Origin of the sequence: Robertmurraya sp. DFI.2.37 (genome assembly GCF_029211245.1) — a bacterium.
GTDB classification, from domain to species: domain Bacteria; phylum Bacillota; class Bacilli; order Bacillales; family Cytobacillaceae; genus Robertmurraya; species Robertmurraya methanolica_A.
In genome coordinates this window covers 1-22,708 of record NZ_JARGEJ010000062.1, presented here as the reverse complement: position 1 = coordinate 22,708, position 22,708 = coordinate 1, and the positions used below count along the sequence as shown (strand labels likewise).

Sequence of the window (22,708 nt, the reverse complement as noted above, 5' to 3'; positions counted from 1 at the left end):
TCGTGTGAAAAATGCGGAGGAGAAATGTATCCCGAGTATTACAAAGGAGTACACGGTATAGAGTATAAAATTTCGGATATTCGCTAGACAAAAAGGGACCGGGCGGTTTTTGCCCGGTTTTTCTTATATTAGATCGAAAAATGTGGTGTTATGACCGATATAATTCGAATTAGACCAAAATAATCAAAATTAGATCGATAAATCAATCTATAGACCGATAAAACAATTTTAGGGCGATATCCGAACCATACAGTATGTTTTCACATGCAAACTAACACAATATATGAAATAAAATTTCATATATTTGTCAGAAATTTTAAAAAATAATTCCGATGACGCAATTCTTTTGTCCTGTAAAACGATATGATATAGGACCTACGTGGTATAGACTACTATACATCATTGCCTATATGCTTTTATATATAGACTGTAAGCGCTATCGGCCTTGTCGTATATTAGGAGAGATCTTGCCTACAATGAATGAAAAGGATGAAGGAGGACATATGAACAGAAAAACGTTTATGATCACAGTTGTTTGTACGATGCTACTAGGCACCTCTACAGCTTTTGCGGACATTGGCCACCCTTATGCTCCAACGATTGAAAAGCATGAAAAATCCTCATTTCCATTTCAGAAGCCACACCCTGTTTTTACTTGGAATTCAAAAATCATTCCTGTTTCGAGCAAGCTTCATCCAAGCTCAATACGGGGAGCCGGAATGGTAGAAGCTCCACTTCAGCAAATTGATCACGTCATCAATGAAGCGATATCGCAAAAATTAATGCCTGGAGCGGTCACCTTTGTGGCGCGTGCTGGAAAAATTGTTAAACACGACGCATTCGGCTACTCTGCCCAATACACTGACGGTCATTTTTCTGAAATGGAAAAACCGCTCGTTATGAAAAAAGATACTATTTTTGATTTAGCGTCGATTAGTAAAATATTTACTGCGACAGCGGTGATGATTCTTTTTGAGGAAGGTTTGTTTCAACTTGATGATCCGGTGGCAGCACATATACCGGAGTTTGCTGCAAACGGAAAGGAAAATGTAACGATTCGTCAGCTGTTGACCCATACATCAGGATTTGTTTCATGGATTCCTATATATACTGAAGGAAATTCCCGGGAGGATAGGCTGAAGCTAGTATTAAACCAACCGTTGAAAAACCCACCGGGAACAACGTACGAGTACAGCGATTTAAATATGATAACGTTAGGAATTTTAATTGAGCATTTGTCCGGTCAACGTCAAGATGATTTTGTCCGAGAGCATATTACAGAACCTTTAGGAATGAAAGATACGATGTATAACCCACCAGCCTCATTGAAAAATCGCATTGCTGCAACAGAGTACCAGGCTGTACCGAATCGAGGTCTTGTGTGGGGAGAAGTTCATGATGAAAACGCATGGTCTTTAGATGGAGTGGCTGGACATGCAGGTGTGTTTTCAACGGCAAACGATCTGGCAAAGCTTGCCCATATTTTTATCAATAAAGGGAAGTATGGCGGAAAAAGGGTATTGAAGCCAGAAACAGTAGAACTGTTATTGGAGAATCAAACGGAAGAATTCACAGGAAATGACCACGGCCTTGGCTGGGAATTAGGTCAAGGCTGGTATATGGATGCTCTAACAGAAGGAACCTACTCTTTTGGACATACAGGGTATACGGGTACTTCGATTGTTGTAAGTCCAAACAATAAAACAGTAGCAATTTTGCTCACCAATCGTGTCCACCCATCAAGGGATATGGGCTCCATCAACCAAACTCGTCGTCTATTTGCTAGACATGTAGCTGATTCGATTCCTGTCTCGATTCCTGGTAAAGATGGTGCTTGGTTTGCAGGATACGGTGATATGCTCAACCGTACGATGGAAACTAACCTTCACTTAGCCAAGGATGCTAAGCTTACATTCTCATCATGGCATATGATTGAGAATGTTTGGGATGTGGGCTCTATCGAAATTTTTAGAGAGGGCCGTTGGCAGCAGCTTGCCGCACTAACGGGAATAAGTAATGGCTGGGAAAAGAAAGAATTGGATATACCTAGTGATGCAACGAAATTACGATTTGTTTATCGAACGGATGGCTCAACTAATTTACGGGGTTGGTATATTCAAAATCCAAAGCTAGATTCAAGAAAGAAACTTTCTTTTGCGATAAATGAATGGGAACAAAGGGACTATTAAATGAAATGACTGGAGGAAAAGAACTATGCGGACCTTTTTTAAAACATTTATGATTTCGTTTCTAGCGTTTGTCCTCTTTTTATCAGGGATTCCCTTTTCAGGGGCAACTGCAGCTTCAAGGATTAAAGATTTAGTGATTGATCTCAATGTTCCACAGGTTCATAGGGATGTAACTGAGCATCAACTCGAATTAAATGCGCTCCATGTTTATAAGGATGGTCACTTCATGAATGCCTCTGAAAATTTAAAATGGCGATCCTCTAATAAGAATGTCGCTTCTGTTTCTCAAGAGGGGGTAGTAACACTAACAGGCCACAATGGCAAAACGTTTATCTCTGTCAGTGATGGCAAACATACGGACAGAATTTCAATTCAATTTAAGAAAAAGCAGGATAAAGTCATCGTAGGTAAAGAAAGAGGGGCGCGTTATGACCTGATTGAAAATGCTATTCGGCATATGTCAATGGAAGAAAAGGTTGGACAAATGCTAATGCCTGATTTTAGAACTTGGAACGGTCAAAATGTAACAGAAATGAACGAGGAAATTGCTAAGCTTGTTAAGGACTATCACCTTGGCGGTGTCATTTTATTCCGTGAAAATACGGTAACGGCCGAGCAAACAACTAGGCTTGTGCATGCATATCAGGAGGCGGCTGAAAAGTATGGATTATTAATATCCATTGATCAAGAAGGTGGAATTGTAACGCGGCTTCAAACAGGTACGGACTTTCCTGGAAACATGGCGCTTGGAGCAACGCGTTCTGAAGAACTAGCTGAAAAGGTTGGTAAGGCAATTGGTGAAGAACTTCATGCTCTTGGGATTAATATGAACTTTGGTCCTGTGTTGGATGTGAACAATAATCCAGATAATCCGGTTATTGGTGTTCGTTCATTTAGTGAGGATCCAGAGTTAGTAGCGGATCTGGGGAAGGCGTATCTTAAAGGGCTTCAAGAAACGGGCACTGCAGCAACAGCAAAGCATTTCCCGGGCCATGGAGATACAGCGGTTGATTCGCATGTGGGACTTCCATCGGTACCGCATGATCTTGAGCGTTTGAAGGAAGTAGAATTATATCCTTTTCAGGAAGCGATGGATGCGGGAATTGATGCGATTATGTCAGCACACGTGACATTCCCAGAGATTGATGATACGACGGCAATCTCAAGAAAAGACGGAACGGAAGTCGCTGTACCAGGTACATTATCCCATAAGATTCTAACCGGTTTAATGCGCGAGGAAATGGATTTTAACGGGGTGATCGTCACGGATGCGATGAATATGGCTGCCATCGCAGATCATTTTGGACCTGTTGATGCTGCGATTCGAGCCGTTAAGGCGGGGGCTGATATCGTGTTAATGCCGGTTGGCATCGTAGAAGTAGCAAATGGCCTTTATGATGCCGTGAACGCAGGCGAGATTTCGGAGGAGCGGTTAGAACAATCTGTTGAGAGAATTTTAACGCTGAAGTTAAATAGAGGAATCGTTAAGGCTGAAGTCGAAAAAAGCCTTGATGAAAAGCTCGGGAATGCCCTTAATGTAGTAGGTTCACCTGAACATAAAGCGATTGAAAAAGAAGCGGCTGAAAAGTCCATTACTCTTGTCAAAAATAATTCTGTTCTTCCCCTTTCTGTATCTTCGGAAGATAAGGTTGTTGTGGTCGGCGGATCTGGATACTCGATCAATCTTCTTGCTACTGAGGTGCAAAAGCATCATCCGGGTGCCGTCTATATCAATGCTTCAGGGAGACTTACGGAGGCGCAATTAGAACAGGTAGAAGGGGCGAAATATATTATTGTTGGCACTTACACTTCTAGTGTGAATGACAGAGTAGAAAATGCTAGTCAAATGGTGATGACAAGACAATTGATCGAGACGGGTATTCCTGTCATTGCTGTAGGTGCAAGAAATCCATATGATGTGATGTCCTATAGTGGAGTAGATGCCTATCTAGTTCAATATGGTTTCAGACCTGCAAGCTTTGAAGCAACTGTAAATACCATTTTTGGAAAAAATCATCCGACCGGAAAACTTCCAATTACAATTTACAATCATGATGGCAGTGTATTATACGGATTTGATCACGGCTTAGGCTATTAAGTGAGCGCAAAAGGGAATTTGTAGAAACTGATTCAGGTAGATAGAAGTTTTAGCTCGATTCTAAGCTTTGAAAGACATAAAGAGGAGGGGTAGGTTTGAAAAAGTGGTTTACAGGTTTATTGGTCCTTGCTTTATTATTGTCCATTGTTTCCGGTGCTGTTGCCAAGAATGATAAAGAGAAGAAAAAATTCCGTTTAGGTGTAGAGGTTTTACTGCAGGATAAGCTCGATTTAATCAAGGGTAAGCGCGTTGGCCTCATCACGAATCCAACAGGGGTGGATCAAAGCTTAACGAGTATCGTTGATCTTCTTTACAATCATAAAGATGTAAATTTAACTGCACTCTATGGTCCTGAACATGGAGTTCGAGGAAGTGCTCAAGCGGGTGAATATGTTGAGCAATATACTGATGAAAAAACAGGGCTGCCTGTTTATAGCTTATATGGAGCGACGAAAAAGCCAACACCAGAAATGTTAAGTAATGTTGATGTATTGTTATTTGATATTCAAGACGTGGGAGCTCGTTTTTACACATATATTTATACGATGGCGTTAGCGATGGAAGCAGCGCAAGAGAACAATATTCCCATCATCGTTCTTGATCGTCCGAATCCGATTAGTGGGACAAAGGTTGAGGGACCTGTACTCGAGGATCCTTATTCTTCATTTATTGGTGAATATCCGATTCCTGTACGTCATGGGATGACAGTCGGAGAGCTGGCCAAGCTTTTTAATCGTGAATTTGAAATTGGAGCAGATTTGACTGTTGTGAAAATGGATGGCTGGAAGCGTAACGTGTATTATGATGAAACACCATTAGAATGGGTCCTCCCTTCGCCTAATATGCCAACATTGGAAACGGCGCTTGTTTATCCGGGGGCAGCCCTCATTGAAGGCACGAATGTTTCCGAAGGACGAGGAACAACAAGGCCATTTGAATTGATTGGAGCGCCATTTATTAATAGCGATGAGTTAGCTGCAAAATTGAACTCCTATCGATTGCCTGGTGTTACTTTCCGAGCGGCATCGTTTATCCCAACTTTTTCGAAGCATGCCAATGAGTTAAGCCATGGAGTTCAAATCCATGTGACAAATAGGAATTCGTTTAAGCCATTTGAAACAGGATTGTATATTGTAAAAGCAATCCATGACCTGTATCCAAATGAATTTCAATTTAGAGCAGAAAACGCAGAAGGAATTTCTTTCTTTGATAATCTTGTCGGAAATGGCTCAATCCGCGCTGATATTGAAGCCGGAAAATCGATTGATGAAATGAAGGCAGCGTGGCAGGCGGATTTAGCTGAATTTAACAAGGATCGAAAGAAGTATTTATTATATTAACTGAAAGAGGGGGCTCTTCATTGTAGAAGGCCTCTTTTCATTTTGTCTGAAGTGTGATCGTTTGACTTCGACGCTAAACAGGAATAATATCTAATAGTGTTAGATAAATAAAGGGGGGGAATCATGAGCTATCGTGAGTTGGCAAATGAATTGTTTGGGACAATGAAAAAGATTATTCATATGCCTTTTCAGAAAAAAGTAGGGGACATTACCCGAGGAGAAAGAAGAATTTTAGGGTTCCTGACATTTGAAGGAGACGGACTTACGGCTGGTGAACTCAGTGAAAAGCTTAATTTTAGCACCCCTCGCATTGCGTCTGTTTTGAAAAGTTTGGAAAAGAAAAGATTTATTGAGCGCGCTCGAGATTCAAGAGATAAACGTTTTGTTGTCGTCCATATTACGGCGACAGGAAGAAGCTTTGTTTTAGAAGAGCAAGAAAAAGCGATGATAATGCTGGAGGAGCTTCTTCGTGAACTTGGTGAAAAGGATACGAAGGAATTAATTAGAATTATGGGGCGGATTGCCGAAATTACGAACAAGAGAGAGTAAGAAAAAGGGGATTAGATGATGGTAAAAATCTTAAAACACCTGGAGAAAAAAGATTGGTTACTCATACTTGGCTGTTTAGTATTTATCGTGATGCAAGTTTGGCTCGATTTAAAGCTGCCTGATTATATGTATGAAATTACAATGCTTGTGCAAACAGAAGGAAGTCAAATGAGCGATATATTGCTCCAAGGGAGCTATATGCTTTTATGTGCGGTTGGTAGCATGGCCGCGGCTATCATAGTTGGTTACTTCGCCGCAAAAGTGGCAGCTGGATTTTCCGTGCGACTACGCGCAAAAGTGTTTGAAAAGACGATGTCCTTCTCTATGGAAGAGATAAACGGATTTTCAACGGCAAGTTTAATTACTCGTTCCACCAATGATATTACACAGATTCAGTTATTGATTGCGATGGGGCTGCAGGCAATTGTGAAGGCGCCAATTTTAGCTGTTTGGGCGATAGCAAAAATTATGGGGAAAAGCTGGCAATGGACTGCTGCCACAGGGATAGCAGTAGCCTTTTTAATTTTACTGCTGTCGATCGTGATTTTTATTGCGATGCCGAAGTTTAAAATTATTCAAGGATTAACCGATAATTTGAATCGGGTAACAAGGGAAAACTTGACAGGAATTCGCGTTGTGCGAGCTTACAATGCAGAAGGCTACCAAGAAGAGAAATTTGAAAAAGCAAACGAAGATTTGACGAAAACCCATTTGTTTACAACGCGGTTGATGGCCTTAATGCAGCCCAGTATGGGGTTAATTATGTCAGGAATCAGCTTATCTATTTATTGGATTGGTGCTTATCTCATATACAATGCTGCGGCCGTTGAGCGATTATCGTTGTTCTCTGATATGGTCGTATTTTCTTCCTATGCGATGCAAGTAATTATGGCGTTTATGCTTCTGTCAATTGTGTTTTTTATGCTGCCAAGAGCATCTGTATCGGCTAAGCGGGTTAACGAGGTATTGGATACTAAGGCGAAAATCGTTGATGGAATTTTAACGGCAGGCAAGGAAGAACTCGCAGGGGAAGTTGAATTTAAGAATGTCAGTTTTAAGTACCCTGATGCAGCAGATTATATTTTGCATAACATTAGTTTTAAAGCGCATGCTGGAGAAACGGTTGCTTTCATTGGTTCAACAGGCAGTGGGAAAAGTACGCTCATTAACCTGATTCCCCGTTTCTACGATGCTTCAGAAGGAGAAGTATTGGTTGATGGGGTCAATGTTAAGGAGTATTCCCAAGAGGCGCTCCATAATAAGCTAGGCTATGTATCGCAGAGAGCGGTGTTATTTAGCGGTACGGTTTCATCTAATGTCGCTTACGGCGATAATGGCAAGGATATTCCAGATAGAGAGCTGGTGGAAAAAGCAATTGAAATTGCCCAAGGTCAAGAATTTGTAGAAGAAATGGAAGGCCGGTATGAAGCAAGCGTCTCTCAAGGGGGGACAAATTTTTCCGGAGGACAAAAGCAAAGGCTGTCGATTGCAAGAGCAATAGCGAGACGACCTGAAATTTATCTCTTTGATGATTCTTTTTCAGCGCTTGATTATAAAACAGATCGGGTACTGCGAAATGCATTGAAAAAAGAAATACAGAATGCAACGATGTTGATTGTTGCCCAGCGAATCGGGACGATTAAAGATGCTGACCGCATCATTGTGCTCGATCAAGGAAAGGTGGCCGGAAGCGGTACGCATGAGGAATTGATGCAAAACTGCAGTGTTTATCAAGAAATTGCCTATTCTCAACTGACGAAGGAGGAGCTTGAAGTTGGCTAATAAAGAAGTGACAAACGATGAAAAGATGCCTCCGCAAGGGACTTCAAAAATGGAGAAACCGATAGGAATTCCTGGAGCGAGACCTACAAATATTAAAAAAGCGATGCAGCAGCTAATCGGCTACTGTAGGAAATATTTAGCCATTATCCTTCTAGCGTTAATTCTTGGGATGACGGGAGCCATTTTTAATATCGTAGGGCCGGATTTCCTCAGTCAAATGACGGATTTAATTGGCGAGGGACTCATGGCAGAAATGGATCTCGATGCCATTGTCCATTTAGCTGTTATTCTTGCGATTCTATACGGGTTAGGATTTTTATTTAATTATGTTCAAGGGTTTATTATGGCAACCGTTACGCAAAAGGTGACAAAGAGGTTGAGAGCGGACATCTCAACGAAGATTAATCGCCTGCCGTTAAAATACTTCGATAAAACAAGCTATGGTGATATTTTGAGCCGCGTCACTAACGATATTGATTTAATTGCTCAGACGATGAATCAGAGCTTGGGGATGTTAGTTACGTCTGTTACGATGTTTTTAGGGTCGCTCGTGATGATGTTTTATACGAACTGGATCATGGCTTTATCAGCAGTGTTATCGACGATCGTTGGCTTCGGTTTTATGTCGTTGATTATTTCAAAATCTCAACGGCATTTTATTCAACAGCAAAAGGAATTAGGGATGTTGAATGGACATATCGAGGAAACGTATGCTGGTCATAATGTCGTCAAGGTATACAATGGAGAGAAGGAAGCTAAAAAGGTTTTTCACGATATCAATACAAGGCTGTATGATAGTGCGTGGAAATCACAGTTTATGTCCGGACTTATGATGCCGCTCATGATGTTTATCGGTAATTTTGGATATGTGGTTGTATGTATTGTGGGGGCGCTGTTAGTTCATAACGGCACCGTCTCATTTGGTGTCATTGTGGCATTTATGATTTACATTCGCCTCTTTACTCAGCCTCTCTCTCAGCTTGCTCAAGTAGCGACAAGCTTGCAGTCCACTGCTGCTGCAAGTGAACGGGTATTTGAATTTCTTGAAGAGGAAGAGCTCGTAAATGAAAGTGATAAGGCAGAGAGGCTTGAAACAGCTAAAGGGGATGTAGAATTTCGCAATGTCTCCTTCGGCTACAGTGAAGATAAGCTTGTGATTAATCATTTTTCAGCACGGGCAAAGGCAGGTCAAAAGGTGGCAATCGTTGGACCGACTGGGGCTGGAAAGACAACACTTGTTAACTTATTAATGCGCTTTTATGAAGTAAATGACGGAGAAATATTTATTGATGGAGTGCCCATTAGCAAATTGACGAGGGAAAACATCCATGATCTATTTTGTATGGTTCTGCAGGATACATGGCTCTTTGAAGGAACGATTCGTGAGAATATTAAATATTCCAAGGACTATGTCACAGACGAACAGGTGGAAGAAGCTTGTAAAGCGGTGGGCCTCCACCATTTTGTTCAAACATTACCACAAGGCTATGATACCGTCCTGGATGATAAGGCCAATCTCTCCTCAGGGCAAAAACAATTGATTACGATTGCCCGTGCGATGGTTGAAAATGCGCCATTGCTGATCTTGGACGAGGCGACAAGCTCTGTCGATACGAGAACAGAGGCATTAATACAGAAGGCTATGGATAAGCTTATGGTTGGAAAGACATCCTTTGTCATTGCTCACCGACTTTCTACAATTAAAAACGCAGATTTGATTATGGTGATGAAAGATGGGGATATTATCGAAAGTGGAAACCATGAGGAGCTGCTCATGAAAAAAGGCTTCTACTTTGAACTATACAATAGTCAATTCGATCAGGTATCATAAAAATATACAGGAGCGGTTCTCAATCTATTTAGATTGGGAGCCGTTTTTTCTGTTTAAAAGTCGTAGATCACTGTGAGTATCTTCTTTGGCAATACCTGTACCATGATGTTCATTCAGAATATATTTCTCTTCGATCCTTATTCGCAGGAACTGTTCTGAAGGTGCGTCCTTGCGCTCTTGATCTTTCCCTTTGCGTTTATAAGTTTAGGTTATGCGTCGGAAAAGTATGCCCGGCGTTCGAGTTTGTGAAAATGAGCCTAAAGAAAACATCGACGACAGGGACTCCTTTGTATAAAGACGTAAAACAAAAGCAATGCTAAGAAAAAAGGAATTCGTTGGGTGAAAAAATGAATAACTATACAAATGATAATACGGCAAGAAGATATCAAGCGCATGTCAGCATTCTTGGGACCACTCAAGTTCATCTTCGAAACCCCTATATTATCGCATGGTGGAGCGCTGCCTTTCCGGGATTTGGCCATCTGTTATTATCTAAATATCTCCGTGGTTTTCTGCTGTTTATTTGGGAAGTCGTCGTTAATATAAAATGTAATCTTAATTTTGCCATGATCTACTCTTTCCAAGGTGAAATTGATAAGGCGAAAGATATTTTAGATACGAGGTGGCTATTAATTTATATTCCAGTTTATATATTTGGAATATGGGACAGTTATCGCACAACGATCGATATGAACAAAGTGTATATATTAGCAGAGCGTGAAGAGCATCCGTTCAATTCTTTTAGTATAGGAGCTCTTGAAATCAATTATTTGGATAAAAGAAATCCTGCTATGTCTATCATATGGTCGCTCTTTGTTCCAGGACTCGGACAGCTATATTTGCATAGAATTACGATAGCTTTTTTTGTGATTATTTGGGTCGTAGTTTTCTTTTATCAGTCTCGAGGCCTCGAAGCGATTTCTCTCCTGTTTTTAGGAAAAATTGCCGAAGCAACGAGTGTAATAAATCCTGAATGGTTTTTATTCTTTCCCTCGCTTTACGGCTTCTCTGTTTATGATTCATATATTAATACAGTGGAAAATAATAAATTGTTTGATCAGGAACAGCGGTTGTTTTTAAAAAAGAATTATCAATCTCCAACTTTCAAAGTATTAAAAGGGCAAAAGGTGAATTAGAATATGCAGTTATTTTCCACATTTGAACATACCGCTTATATTGAAATGGCGATTGCCACTTTGGAGAAGAAGGGAATTAAAAAAGAACATATCTTTGTCGTTCCGCTTGATAATCGAAAAGAGGAACACAAGGTATTCGATACGATTAACCGCTCTGATGGAACATCTTTAATTGATATTGGAGCGGCACTATCAACAGCGTTTGCTGTTATTGGGGCAAGCGTAGGTTTTAAGTTAGCATGGGGTCCGATTTACTGGGGATTAATCGGAGCGGCTGCTGGATTTTTGATGGGCTTTGCCATTCGCTTGTTCACTGAGGTCATTTTAAAAAAGAAACGGAGGCGGTTGAAAGGTTATCATTCGGAAGTCATAGTTATTGTGGATTGTGAAGAAGAAAAAGCAGAAACTGTTGAAAATATTCTTTTTAAGCATTACGCCATCGGAGTTGCAAAAGTAAAGTAATCCAGGATCGTTGAAAAGACTCCATTCTTTTATAAGTTCGTATCATCCAAATTCAGTTAATAATATGCGTATGTGAGATACATTACTTTTGTCTTAGTGCATGCGACAAATCTAGATTTTGACTTTGTTGATAACGCTGTCATTCTAAGATAGGATGATCATGAACGAACTATAAAGGGGAGATGGAAATGTCTCAGTCTAATATTAAAGTTGCTGTACAGAAGTTTGGTAATTTCCTTAGCTCTATGGTGATGCCGAACATCTCAGCGTTCATCGCATGGGGCTTAATTACAGCTTTATTCATACCAGATGGCTTTTGGCCAAATGAAGAACTAGCAGCCATGGTTGGTCCAATGGTCACTTACTTACTGCCAATTTTAATCGGATATACAGGTGGTAAGTTAATATATGACCAACGTGGAGCTGTTGTTGGGGCAATCGCAACAATGGGGGTTATCGTGGGTGCGGACATCCCGATGTTCCTAGGGGCGATGATTATTGGTCCACTTGGTGGGTGGGTCATCAAGAAGTTTGACCAAATGATTGAAGGAAAGATTCGTGCAGGCTTTGAAATGTTAGTGAATAACTTCTCTGCTGGAATTCTAGGAGCTATTATTGCTATTCTTTCTTTCTTAGGTGTGGGTCCAGTCATTAGTACATTCACGAGCATGCTTGTCGCTGGAGTGGACTGGATGGTAGGTACAGGATTACTGCCGTTAACAAGTATCCTCATCGAACCAGCCAAAGTTTTATTCTTAAACAATGCCATTAATCATGGTATTCTTTCTCCAATCGGGATTGAGCAGGTAAAAGAAACAGGTCAATCGATTCTATTCTTACTAGAAGCAAACCCTGGTCCTGGTATTGGTGTTCTTCTTGCGTACATGTTTTTTGGAAAGGGAGTTGCGAAAAAGTCTGCTTCAGGTGCAGGAGTCATTCACTTTTTCGGTGGGATTCATGAAATCTATTTCCCATATATCTTAATGCGTCCACTGCTAATTGTTGCTGTTATTCTTGGAGGAATGAGTGGGGTGTTTACACTTGTTCTACTGGGCGGTGGGTTAACCGCACCATCTTCACCAGGAAGTATTATTGCGATTGCAGCTGTAACACCAAAGTATGCAAGTGCATATTTAGCTAACTTTGCGGGTGTACTTGTTGCCGCAGCGGTATCATTCATTGCTTCATCATTCATTCTGAAAACAGGAAAACAAGGTGAAGATGACATTGAAGCAGCCGCTCAAAAAATGCAGGAAATGAAGGGCAAGAAAAGCTCTGTTGCCAATGCCTTTGCAGGAAGTCAAGGAGCAATGCCAGATCATGTGACGAAAATTATCTTTGCTTGTGATGCTGGAATGGGTTCAAGTGCGATGGGGGCCTCCCTTCTACGTAAAAAAGTGAAAGAGGCAGGCATGGATGTAAAGGTAACCAATACATCGATCAGCAATCTTCCTGAAGATGCTCAGATAGTTATCACGCAGGAGGAATTAACGCCAAGAGCACGCAATAAGGTGCCGAATGCTTACCATATTTCAGTGGATAATTTCTTATCGAGTCCGGAATATGATAAGTTAATCAGTAAATTGCAATTTCCAGCCAATTCAGAGCTTCATGAAGTTGTTGATGATGCGGAGGATGCTGGAGCTGAAAATCAGTCTGAAGCAGGAAAGTTTGAGGATTTACTCGCTCCAGAAAATGTGTTTTTAAATCAAACGTTTGCCAATAAGGAAGAAGCCATTCGTTTTGCAGGAAGAGCGCTAGTCAATGCAGGATATGTTGAAGAAAGCTATATCGAGGCAATGATTGAGCGTGAGCAAATGACTTCAACTTATATGGGCAATGATGTTGCGATTCCGCATGGAACAGAGGCTGCTAAAAAAGCTGTGCTTAAATCTGGCTTTACCGTTATTCAAGTTCCAGAAGGTATCGATTTTGATGGTCAAAAGGTTCGTTTGATTTTCGGTATTGCTGGAAAGGATGGTACGCATCTTGAAATTCTTTCTGGAATTGCTGTAACATGCTCTGATATGGAGAATATCGAAAAAATGGTTGAGGCAAAAACAGCTCAAGAGATTATCGATATTATTGGGAAGAAATAAATGAACATACTGAATAGAAAAGCGTATGATAGCGCTTTTCTATTCAGTGTTTTTGCTATTTTATCAGGAACGAGTTGATGGCTATGCACATTACTTCGAGGGAAAAAGCGATCATTGAACTGATTATTAAAACATCAGGAAAGCACACAGCTTTATCGATTTCCTCCTCTCTTCACGTAAGTGCTAGGACGATTCAACGAGATTTGAAGGCAGTGGAGAAGATCTTAGCGCACTATGATCTGAAATTGTCGCGCAACAAGAACGAGGGACTAGTAATTGAAGGAAAAAACGAACAGATCTTTCGCCTTGTTCAACATTTAACCTCAAGTGATCCAATAGATGAAACACCACAGGAGCGGAAGTTGCGCCTCTTGTTGGCGATCTTGAATGAGGATATGTATAAAACGCAGGTATTAGCGAATTATCTTGGTGTTAGCACAGCTACTTTAGCTGTTTATTTAGATGAGCTTACGGCTTGGCTTAGTCATTTTCAGTTAAAGCTTACAAGAAAAAGAGGCGTGGGTGTTGAGTTAGAGGGCAATGAAGCAAACAAACGCAGAGCGCTCGCTTACTTTTTTATGCAAAACTTCCATGATGAGTTGATAGAGAAGTTATTTTTATTGGAGCAGGATGCACTTCACGAAGACAAAATATTATTTTATTTTACTCCAGACCATTTGCAAGAAGTGAATATTCTTGTAACAGAGGCCTTTCATAGTGCGCCTGAACGACTTGCTGACAGTGGATTTTTGGAAATGCTTCTCCATATCTATATTACTTTACAGAGAATTGATGCTGACAACCTTATGGATGAGGAAATAAGCTTAACTGAAAGTGAGGTTGCGGCAGAATACGAATTGATGGAGCAGATTGTGGGAAAATTGGAGGAGACATTTGATGTCGAGGTATCAAAGGAAGATATTTTCTATTTGGCACTCATACTCAAAGGCTCAAAGCTTCGAGCTTCCGATGCTGTACCGAATGACAGCATCATTTTTGCTCAGAAAATCAAAAATGTGATTCAATCCGTTTCCAATCAATTACATGTAGATTTGACACAGGATTTTTCTCTGTTTCAAGGATTGCTTGCTCATATGGGCCCATCCTTGTTCCGGATAAAACAAAAGATGGAGACCTTTAATCCGCTAAAAGAAGAAATTAAAAAGAAGTACCCAGTTCTCTTTATGGCGGTAAAAAACAGTGTCGAACGGGAGTTTCAAGAAATTGATCATTTCCCTGAAGATGAGATTGCCTTCATGGTTTTGCATTTTGGTTCAGCACTAGTCATGCGTGAAGAGCATTTAACGATTAAAGCATTGGTTATTTGTCCTACTGGGATTGGAACATCAAAGATGCTGGCCAGTCGTATCAAAAAAGAAATAGGCGAAATCAATCAGATTGAAATCATGTCTATTAAAGATATAAAGAGCCAGGTGGATTTAAAATCGTATGACATGATTATTTCAACAGTTCGTTTGCCTTTTATCAATGTTGAGTACACACTGGTGAATCCGCTGTTAACTGAGGCTAATATTGCCACTATTAAATCGTTTTTGCAAAACCATATTGCCTCGCTAACAACAGGCAAGCAATATGCTGAAGTTGATCACTTTCCAAAAGTTTATGAGGAAAATTTAGAATTAAGCGACATGTTGCAAGACTTGAAGGATGTTCAACAAAGCGTTGAGGCGATCGCAAATCATTTTCGCTTTTATCGGAGAGAACGATGGGAAAGCCAAGAGGAAATTTTGGAAGCGATGTTGCAAAAGGCCGAGGAGGAATTCTTGCTTGAGAATAGAACTGATGTCCTCAAATCTTTAAGAGAGCGAGAGACTCTAGGTGGACTTGGAATTCCGCAAACGAATATTGCCCTCTTTCATGCAAGAAATAAGCACGTTCACCAGCTAATTTTTCAGATCACCCACCTCCCGAATCCGTGCCTTGTAAAGGGGATGGACGGTAATGATGTGTTAATGAAGAACTTGATTCTCATGCTAGCTCCTGCGGAATTAAGCTTGAGAGAACAGGAGATATTAAGTTTGATTAGTACGAGCATCATCGAAACAGATGAGTCGTTGCTTATTTTTTCTTCGGCAAATGAAGATTTAATATATAACAAGTTGAAATCGATCCTTGTGAAGTATATTGAAACCAATTTTAAAATCATGAAATAAAGGGATGATTCAGATGAAAAAAGCAGTACATTTTGGAGCAGGTAATATAGGGAGAGGGTTCATCGGCGCTCTTTTTTCTCAATCAGGATACGAGGTTGTCTTTGTTGACATTGCAGACCAGATTATCGACCAACTGAATGAGAAGAAAGAATACCGCGTGGTGCTTGCCACAGATTCAAAGGAATCGCTGAAGATTGACAATGTCTCAGGTTTAAATAATCTAACGCAGGAACAAGAAGTGATCAATGCCATAAAGGATGCTGTGTATTTAACGACTGCGATTGGTCCCAATATCCTCCCGAGAATTGCACCTTTAATTGCAAAAGGGTTAGCTGCTAGGGTAGAGGAAAACAAGGAGCAACTGTATGTCATTGCTTGTGAGAATCAAATTTCAGCAACGGACTTATTAAAAGGTTATATTATGGAACATCTTGATCAGAAGATACAAGAGAAGGTGCTTGCACAAGTTTCATTCTTGAATTCAGCCGTTGATCGGATTGTCCCCATTCAAAATAATGAAGGTTCCCTTGATGTTCTTGTTGAACCTTATTATGAATGGGTAGTGGAAACAAAAGAGGAAGTCCCGCGGATTGAAGGGATGACGATTGTTCCTGAGCTTGCTCCGTTCATCGAGAGAAAGCTGTTTACTGTTAACACGGGGCATGCGGTAATTGCTTATTTTGGATATTTAGCTGGTAAAGAAACAATCGATCAAACATTGGCCGATGAGGAAATTTATAAGCAAGTAAAAGCAACCCTTGGTGAGACGGGTGCCTATTTAATTAATGAATACCGCTTAGATGCAGATGAGCATCAGAAATATATTGATAAAATTATTGGCCGTTTCGAAAATGCCCATTTAAATGATGGAGTTACAAGAGTGGGACGTTCACCACTTCGAAAATTAGGGCATGAGGATCGGTTAGTTCGACCAGCATTACAGGCGCAGAAGGCTGGTCTATTGTATACGAATTTAGCAAAGGCGATTGCTGCTGCATTAATGTTTGATTTCAGTGGAGACCAAGACGCAGTTAAGCTCCAAGCTATGCTTCAAGAGCATGGGGTAGCGTACGTATTACAAGAGGTGTCCGGTTTAGACTCAACAAGTGAACTGGCACAGGAAATTATTACTCAATACGAAGCATTGAGAGAATAAATTACGTGTTACCAACGCGGACGATTTGACACATTGAGAGTTATTGGCGATAGGCATCGAGAGGATTCTCCCGGTGTCTATCGTCATTTTTCGATAAAAATACCATCTTTTTCGACGCAAAGTTTTGGCGCTAATTCACTTTATGGTTTTTTAGTGATGTGATAATCTGCCTAAAATGAACTACACTCAGAAACATTTTTCCATTCTATATAAGCAGGAACTTCTCTTTATATTGTATTCCCTCTTTCTGTTCGCTAAAGCAGCTTTCCCTTTCCAACAAGTTAAAAAATTGGCAACTGTAGCTTGGTATGTCTCTTTTGAAGTCGATAAAGACTATGCAAAAGGGGTGAGTAATCCGTGAATTTGGTGACAACCTTAAATGAAAAAAGAAAAGAAAAACAATTGAAATATGAAAAATCCGTCTTACGGGAGATTTCTCTAAAGACGCTAAAGGAAAGGGTAACACAATTTTTCGGTTCGTCTGATTTAACTTCCAGCCTTATTTTACAAACTGGAATCGAGGAGGCCTGTTATGACGTGGCGATAGAAGCGTACTTATTAGGGGCACATTTTAGCCGCTTCGGTTACTATGGCGAATCGGTGGAAAGTGTAAAGAATAGATGCAGAAAAGAAGAAAAACATTTGATTGATACATTATATAATTTCTTGCTTTATTGGGGAAAAGGGATGGAGGGGGTTTACAGTGAGTCTCTCTATTACTTATGCGAGCAGTATATCGATAGTTGGTGGATGGAAGGCTTTCGCAAAGGAGAAAGAAGACATAAACTTAGGCTTCATTAGGGAGTGTTTGAAAAGAGCAAGTTCATAGGTGTTAAGATTATTTGTTCTAATCCTTCTTCTTGTCCCATATATTGAAATGAAAAGGACGAGCAGGAAGGGTTGGTTATGGCGAATGAATAGAAGGAAGATAAAAATTGCTGCATTTCTTGTAGGGCTTACCCTCTTAATTTTTATTTTACAATATGATTTTCGGAATGATAACTCAATTAAGCCGTGGAACCTTCCTTTATCTGGGCAGATTATTTTATTAGATCCTGGCCACGGCGGTCCTGATGGGGGTGCTGGTGACAGCGAAGCACTAGAAAAGGATATTGCATTGACGATTGCCTTTCAATTAAGAGATTATTTGCAGCAGCAAGGTGCTTTAGTGATGATGACAAGGGAAGAAGATATCGATCTGGCAGATGAAGAAACAAAGGGTCTTAGTCGCAGAAAAACAGAGGATTTGAAGCGAAGACTAGAGTTGATCAATGAATCCGAAGCAGATTTTTATGTCAGTATTCATTTAAATGCCATTCCTTCTCCGAGGTGGAGTGGTGCGCAAACTTTTTATGCTAGTCAAATTTCGGAAAATGCTCGGGCGGCCAAATTTATTCAAGATGAACTTCGTCACAATTTAGAAAACACGACGAGAAAGGCAAAGCCGATTAATCAAGTATATATTTTAAAATATGCGAAGAAACCCGGCGTGCTTGTTGAAGTGGGGTTTTTGTCAAACCCGGCAGAACGCGAAAGACTTATGCAGGAAGACTATCAAGAACAAATCGCGGCGTCTATTTATAAAGGCATATTGCGCTACTACTCAAAGGAGGACGAATTAGAGGAGAGTGAATAGGAAGGCGTTAGCAGCCTTCTTTTTTAGCTTGCTCAAAAAAGGGTGTGATCGAATTAACAGACAGTCGACTTGTTTATGTTATACTATGATTGGAAACGAATTCAAGAAAGGGTGTCATACATGTTATCAGAAGCAAACGTTGTTGAGATTCTTAACGGAATAAAGGAACCTTTCTTACATAAAACGTTAAAAGAATTGAATGCAATCGAAGAAGTGAAAGTGAAGGAAGAGAAAAACCACGTCAGTGTAAAAATAGCGATTGCTAAAACAGGTACCGCTGAACAGCTACAGCTTCAGCAAGAGGTTGTTCGTCTGCTTAAGCAAGGTGGAGCTGAAACGGTTGGAATTCGCTTTTCTCAGCTTCCGGAGGAAGTATTGGCACAGCATCGTACCGCTGAAGATGAATCTGAAGGTCTGCTAAAAAGCGATACGACGTTTATAGCGATTGCCAGTGGTAAGGGCGGTGTTGGTAAATCAACTGTATCGGTCAACCTAGCGATTTCGTTAGCCCGACTTGGCAAAAAGGTTGGTCTTGTGGATGCGGATATTTACGGATTTAGCGTACCAGATATGATGGGGATTACAGAGCGACCAGCAGTACGTGGAGAAAAGATTATTCCTGTTGAGCGCTTTGGTGTACAAGTTATTTCAATGGGCTTTTTTGTTGAAGATAACGCACCGATTATTTGGCGTGGCCCAATGCTGGGAAAAATGTTGAACAGTTTCTTCAATGAAGTGGAGTGGGGCGAACTCGATTACTTGCTTCTCGATCTCCCTCCGGGAACAGGTGATGTTGCTTTAGATGTTCATTCTATGCTTCCATCTTGCAAAGAATTGATCGTTACTACACCTCATCCAACAGCGGCTTTTGTTGCGGCTCGTGCTGGAGCAATGGCTTTGAAAACTGAGCATGAAATTCTCGGGGTTGTTGAAAATATGGCCTACTTTGAGAGCCGATTAACAGGAGAAAAGGAATATGTCTTTGGTCAAGGCGGTGGAGAGAAGCTTGCAGAAGAGCTTAGAACAGAGGTGTTAGGTCAGCTGCCATTAGGTCAGCCAGATTGGAACGAGGATGACTTTGCTCCGTCGGTTTACCAAGAAGATCATAAGATAGGAAAAATATATTTAGATATGGCTCGAAAAGTCATTTCGAAATTAGAAAAATAATAATTAAAGAGGATGTTCCATTTTGTACTGGGACATCCTCTTTTTAGGAACTTTATTCTTCTTCTTTCTTTGCTCCTTCTCCACTCCCTTTTTCCGTAGCGGCCTTCATCAATATATCTTCAATTTTCGCCTTATAAAGGGGACTTTCAAAGGTTTCTGTCATAACTTTTTGGAGATGCTCCCGGTATTCCTTGCTCTTCATTAAGGTTGTGACTTCTTTTGTTAACTCTGGATCTTTAAGGAGCTCGATCATCATTGCTTGGTACTCCGGATCCTTCATAAGACTTTTGATTAGCTTCTCGTGCTCTGCTTGCATACTTTTAGCAAAGGCCTCTGCAAATTTAGGATCCTCAAATTGTTTTTTCCAAAATTCTGCCCCTTTTTCCGATGTAAGTGTCTCTTGAATAGCGGTTGAAACAACTGCCTGATCCATGACAAGCCGCTCCTTCATCCCGTCATCGCCCATAACCTCTTGGAGGGCTTTCTTTCCATCATCTGTTTTCAAAATATCTACGACCATTTTTTTTGTTTCCTCGTAATCAAGTTCTTTGCTGCCTGCCTCTGTTTGAGCACAACCAGTGATTGCGAAAACAAGTAAAACGATGAGGAGCAAAACCGTTTTATTCCTCATAACAAAAGCTCCTTTCACTAAATGCTGAAATAGGTCTATTGTTGTAAATCAATTAGTGATGAACAAATAAGCCCACTTATTCTTTATCATGAAGAATTTTAACAATTTTTATGCGCTTAATCCGAATGCCTAGATTTTTCAAACTTTGGTTGGTACAATCTAGAGGGGAATCTAGAACTTGGAGGAAAACAAACGTGAAAAGCCGTTATGTTGTTCAATTGTTTATGTCCACGTTGTTGCTCGGTGGGCTTGCAACAGGGATTATAGGATTTATTGTTCGTTGGGATGAATTTCAACCCTATTTTACGGATTTTGATATTCTGAAAATTTTGTCGACGCTGTTTTGGTTTATCGGAGTGGGTCTAATTTTTAGTTTAATTAGCCAAATGGGCTTTTTTGCTTACTTAACTGTACACCGCTTCGGGTTAGGGATTTTTAAATCAGTAAGACTATGGAATGCTGTTCAAGTTGTACTTATTTTGTTTGTTTTATTTGATTTAGTCTATTTCCGTCATAGAGCCTTTGGTGGTAGTGTTGCTTCTTATCTATGGGACCCTGCATTCATTTTAATTGTCGCACTAATTGTTGCCTATTTTAAAGCGAAGCAAACCAATAAAGAGGCTTTTATTCCGGCCGTCTTTTTTATGATTGTTGTTACCGTTATTGAATGGATGCCAGTTTTGCGAGTGAATGAGGAAGGGTGGCTATATTTAATGCTATACCCTCTATTATTATGTAACGGCTACCAAATGCTCATACTTCACAAATTGAATCAAAAATCTGCACAAGAAAAGAAGCCTGCGTAAGGCTTCTTTTTTCGAAGAGCTTCGATGTTTGAATTCGATAATGGTTCATTTCCCATTGATAAAGTGATTCTTCGTTTTTGAAATTTGTGCTGCTCTCGGTTGAATCTATATCTATTTAATCTCTTTTGTTTTGGAGTCAGCGTTGATAATCATTTCAGATACGGTTACAAATTTGAGTCCCTTTTTTCGAAGTTCCTTCATTATATGGGGAATGGCATCGGCAGTTTGTTTAGCTGAATCGGAAGCGTGCATAAGGATAATATCTCCTTTTTTCGCCTTTGAGACGCTTTTTACAATGACTTCAACTCCCGGATTCGTCCAGTCTTTAGAATCTACACTCCAATGGACAAATGTTAAACCAAAGCGTTCAGCTATCTTCAATGTTTTTTGATCAAAATGTCCCGTGGGAGCACGAGCAAGCTTAATATTTTTGATATTTAATTTTTTAAATGCTTCTATAGCTGCAGCTAGATCCTTGCGTACTTCCTCTTCTTCAGCATTTGTATAATCGACATAATTGTATCCTAATAAGCCGATTTCATAGCCGTCTTTTACAATTCGTTCGACTAAATCAGGGTGTCTCTCAGCCCATGCTCCTGATAGAAAAAAGGTAGCTGTTGCTATCTTCTCTTTTTTTAAAATATCAAGAATAGGTTCAGCCTTTTCATCTCCCCAGCCAATATTAAACGTTAAGGCAAGATTTTTTTCACCTTTGTAAATGGCCTTTGGGTCATTTTTATCTGAGAAAGTAGGGATATGAATATAACTTTCTAGATATAAAAACCATGCTGTAAAAAAGGCTGCGATTATAATGAGAGTTAACTGTTTAATGGTCTTGCCATTTAATACGAAAAAAAAGTTCATTCTCCATCACCTCGTCCAATACACTCCTTGTCTCATAGGTATGCAATGAGAAGAAAAATATGTTAACTACTCATAAAAATAATCAAAATGGATAACACTACAATAACCATTAAGCATATAGGAGTGGTTAAAGTGTTAGGGATGATGATTAATGATAAGGAAGTAAAGGAAATTCAATATTTAATAAAAAGAGAAATGGATGAGATTCTTTTTGACTTAGAAGATGAGCGTATCGATCATATTGTTAAAAGAGCAATGGAAGAAAGATATAAAATATTGTTTGCTTTGTTTAAGCGAGTGGCTCCTTCAAAGGAATGTTTAACGTATATTCGCTCAACAAAAAGCCTTTAAATAAATTGTGTGAAAAGTATTGACTTCGTATTGTTATCTTGATATATTAATAAACGTCGCTGATAACAACTTGGCAAGAATGAAAAAAGTTTTTAAAAAGTTGTTGACGAAGAGTTTTTAATCTGTTATATTAAGAAAGTCGCTTACGGGCGATAACAAAAGATTTCCCTTCTTGGGAGAGTTGAGAAATGGCGTTTCGCTAATGCGAAATACCCGTTATTATTGCACTTTGAAAACTAAACAAATCATACGTCAACAAATCATAGTGGAGGCACTCTTTATGAGAGCCAAAACTAGCCAACGTTTATTTTAAACATAAGAGCTAATCTTACTCTTTTTTTGGAGAGTTTGATCCTGGCTCAGGACGAACGCTGGCGGCGTGCCTAATACATGCAAGTCGAGCGCTTGCACAAGAAAGCTTGCTTTCTTGTTGCTTG

18 protein-coding genes and 1 rRNA gene are annotated in these 22,708 nt (G+C 40.0%); 17 read left to right on the top strand and 2 right to left on the bottom strand.

What is annotated here, in order from left to right; all coding sequences use genetic code 11:
* The first annotated feature begins 503 nt into the window (after nucleotides 1-503).
* The 14 genes from PZE06_RS21740 to PZE06_RS21675 all read left to right on the top strand — a co-directional run bounded on the left by PZE06_RS21740 (nucleotide 504) and on the right by PZE06_RS21675 (nucleotide 19,619).
* Nucleotides 504-2,189, top strand: coding sequence for a serine hydrolase domain-containing protein (locus PZE06_RS21740; protein WP_151025871.1), 1,686 nt, complete (start codon nucleotides 504-506; stop codon nucleotides 2,187-2,189).
* Nucleotides 2,190-2,214: 25 nt separating this feature from the next.
* The gene (locus PZE06_RS21735) at nucleotides 2,215-4,287 is read left to right on the top strand and encodes a glycoside hydrolase family 3 protein (RefSeq protein ID WP_151025872.1); all 2,073 of its coding nucleotides are present in this window, start codon (nucleotides 2,215-2,217) and stop codon (nucleotides 4,285-4,287) included.
* A 95-nt stretch (nucleotides 4,288-4,382) separates the two neighbouring features.
* A complete protein-coding gene (locus PZE06_RS21730) occupies nucleotides 4,383-5,627 on the top strand; it encodes an exo-beta-N-acetylmuramidase NamZ family protein (protein WP_151025873.1) in 1,245 nt (414 codons plus the stop codon).
* A 123-nt stretch (nucleotides 5,628-5,750) separates the two neighbouring features.
* Nucleotides 5,751-6,176: a MarR family winged helix-turn-helix transcriptional regulator gene (locus tag PZE06_RS21725; protein WP_151025874.1), complete on the top strand. Its 426-nt coding sequence runs from the start codon at nucleotides 5,751-5,753 to the stop codon at nucleotides 6,174-6,176.
* A gap of 18 nt (nucleotides 6,177-6,194) precedes the next feature.
* Entirely contained in the window at nucleotides 6,195-7,958 is a 1,764-nt protein-coding gene (locus tag PZE06_RS21720) for an ABC transporter ATP-binding protein (protein ID WP_151025875.1), read from the top strand.
* 25 nt (nucleotides 7,959-7,983) lie between these two features.
* A complete protein-coding gene (locus tag PZE06_RS21715) occupies nucleotides 7,984-9,789 on the top strand; it encodes an ABC transporter ATP-binding protein (protein ID WP_151025886.1) in 1,806 nt (601 codons plus the stop codon).
* A 347-nt stretch (nucleotides 9,790-10,136) separates the two neighbouring features.
* Entirely contained in the window at nucleotides 10,137-10,925 is a 789-nt protein-coding gene (locus tag PZE06_RS21710) for a hypothetical protein (RefSeq protein WP_151025876.1), read from the top strand.
* Between the two features lie 3 nt (nucleotides 10,926-10,928).
* Complete coding sequence (locus PZE06_RS21705; protein ID WP_151025877.1) at nucleotides 10,929-11,387, top strand: hypothetical protein; 459 nt, start codon at nucleotides 10,929-10,931, stop codon at nucleotides 11,385-11,387.
* Nucleotides 11,388-11,575: 188 nt separating this feature from the next.
* Nucleotides 11,576-13,486 (top strand): PTS mannitol transporter subunit IICBA, encoded by a 1,911-nt coding sequence (locus tag PZE06_RS21700; protein ID WP_151025878.1) that lies wholly within the window; start codon nucleotides 11,576-11,578, stop codon nucleotides 13,484-13,486.
* Nucleotides 13,487-13,563: 77 nt separating this feature from the next.
* Nucleotides 13,564-15,660, top strand: coding sequence for a BglG family transcription antiterminator (locus tag PZE06_RS21695; RefSeq protein WP_306421305.1), 2,097 nt, complete (start codon nucleotides 13,564-13,566; stop codon nucleotides 15,658-15,660).
* Between the two features lie 13 nt (nucleotides 15,661-15,673).
* On the top strand, nucleotides 15,674-16,816 hold the full coding sequence (locus PZE06_RS21690; protein ID WP_151025879.1) for a mannitol-1-phosphate 5-dehydrogenase: 1,143 nt from the start codon (nucleotides 15,674-15,676) through the stop codon (nucleotides 16,814-16,816).
* A 357-nt stretch (nucleotides 16,817-17,173) separates the two neighbouring features.
* Nucleotides 17,174-17,617, top strand: coding sequence for a YbaK family protein (locus tag PZE06_RS21685; protein WP_151025880.1), 444 nt, complete (start codon nucleotides 17,174-17,176; stop codon nucleotides 17,615-17,617).
* A gap of 112 nt (nucleotides 17,618-17,729) precedes the next feature.
* Nucleotides 17,730-18,452 carry an N-acetylmuramoyl-L-alanine amidase CwlD gene (gene cwlD / locus PZE06_RS21680; RefSeq protein ID WP_151025881.1) on the top strand — a complete coding sequence of 241 codons (723 nt, stop codon included), beginning with the start codon at nucleotides 17,730-17,732 and terminating at the stop codon, nucleotides 18,450-18,452.
* A 120-nt stretch (nucleotides 18,453-18,572) separates the two neighbouring features.
* Nucleotides 18,573-19,619, top strand: coding sequence for an Mrp/NBP35 family ATP-binding protein (locus PZE06_RS21675; RefSeq protein WP_151025882.1), 1,047 nt, complete (start codon nucleotides 18,573-18,575; stop codon nucleotides 19,617-19,619).
* 52 nt (nucleotides 19,620-19,671) lie between these two features.
* On the opposite strand, the gene gerD is transcribed toward PZE06_RS21675, so the two are convergent.
* Nucleotides 19,672-20,250, bottom strand: coding sequence for a spore germination lipoprotein GerD (gene gerD, locus PZE06_RS21670; RefSeq protein WP_151025883.1), 579 nt, complete (start codon nucleotides 20,248-20,250; stop codon nucleotides 19,672-19,674).
* A gap of 194 nt (nucleotides 20,251-20,444) precedes the next feature.
* On the opposite strand from gerD, the gene PZE06_RS21665 reads away from it, so the two are divergent.
* Nucleotides 20,445-21,056 carry a KinB-signaling pathway activation protein gene (locus PZE06_RS21665; RefSeq protein WP_151025884.1) on the top strand — a complete coding sequence of 204 codons (612 nt, stop codon included), beginning with the start codon at nucleotides 20,445-20,447 and terminating at the stop codon, nucleotides 21,054-21,056.
* 111 nt (nucleotides 21,057-21,167) lie between these two features.
* Here PZE06_RS21665 and pdaB read toward each other — a convergent pair whose 3' ends face one another.
* Nucleotides 21,168-21,920 carry a polysaccharide deacetylase family sporulation protein PdaB gene (gene pdaB, locus PZE06_RS21660; RefSeq protein ID WP_151025885.1) on the bottom strand — a complete coding sequence of 251 codons (753 nt, stop codon included), beginning with the start codon at nucleotides 21,918-21,920 and terminating at the stop codon, nucleotides 21,168-21,170.
* A 132-nt stretch (nucleotides 21,921-22,052) separates the two neighbouring features.
* On the opposite strand from pdaB, the gene PZE06_RS21655 reads away from it, so the two are divergent.
* Together PZE06_RS21655 and PZE06_RS21650 are read left to right on the top strand one after the other, a co-directional pair.
* A complete protein-coding gene (locus tag PZE06_RS21655; RefSeq protein WP_151025888.1) occupies nucleotides 22,053-22,271 on the top strand; it encodes a hypothetical protein in 219 nt (72 codons plus the stop codon).
* Between the two features lie 336 nt (nucleotides 22,272-22,607).
* Nucleotides 22,608-22,708, top strand: a 16S ribosomal RNA gene (locus PZE06_RS21650); the annotation flags it as partial.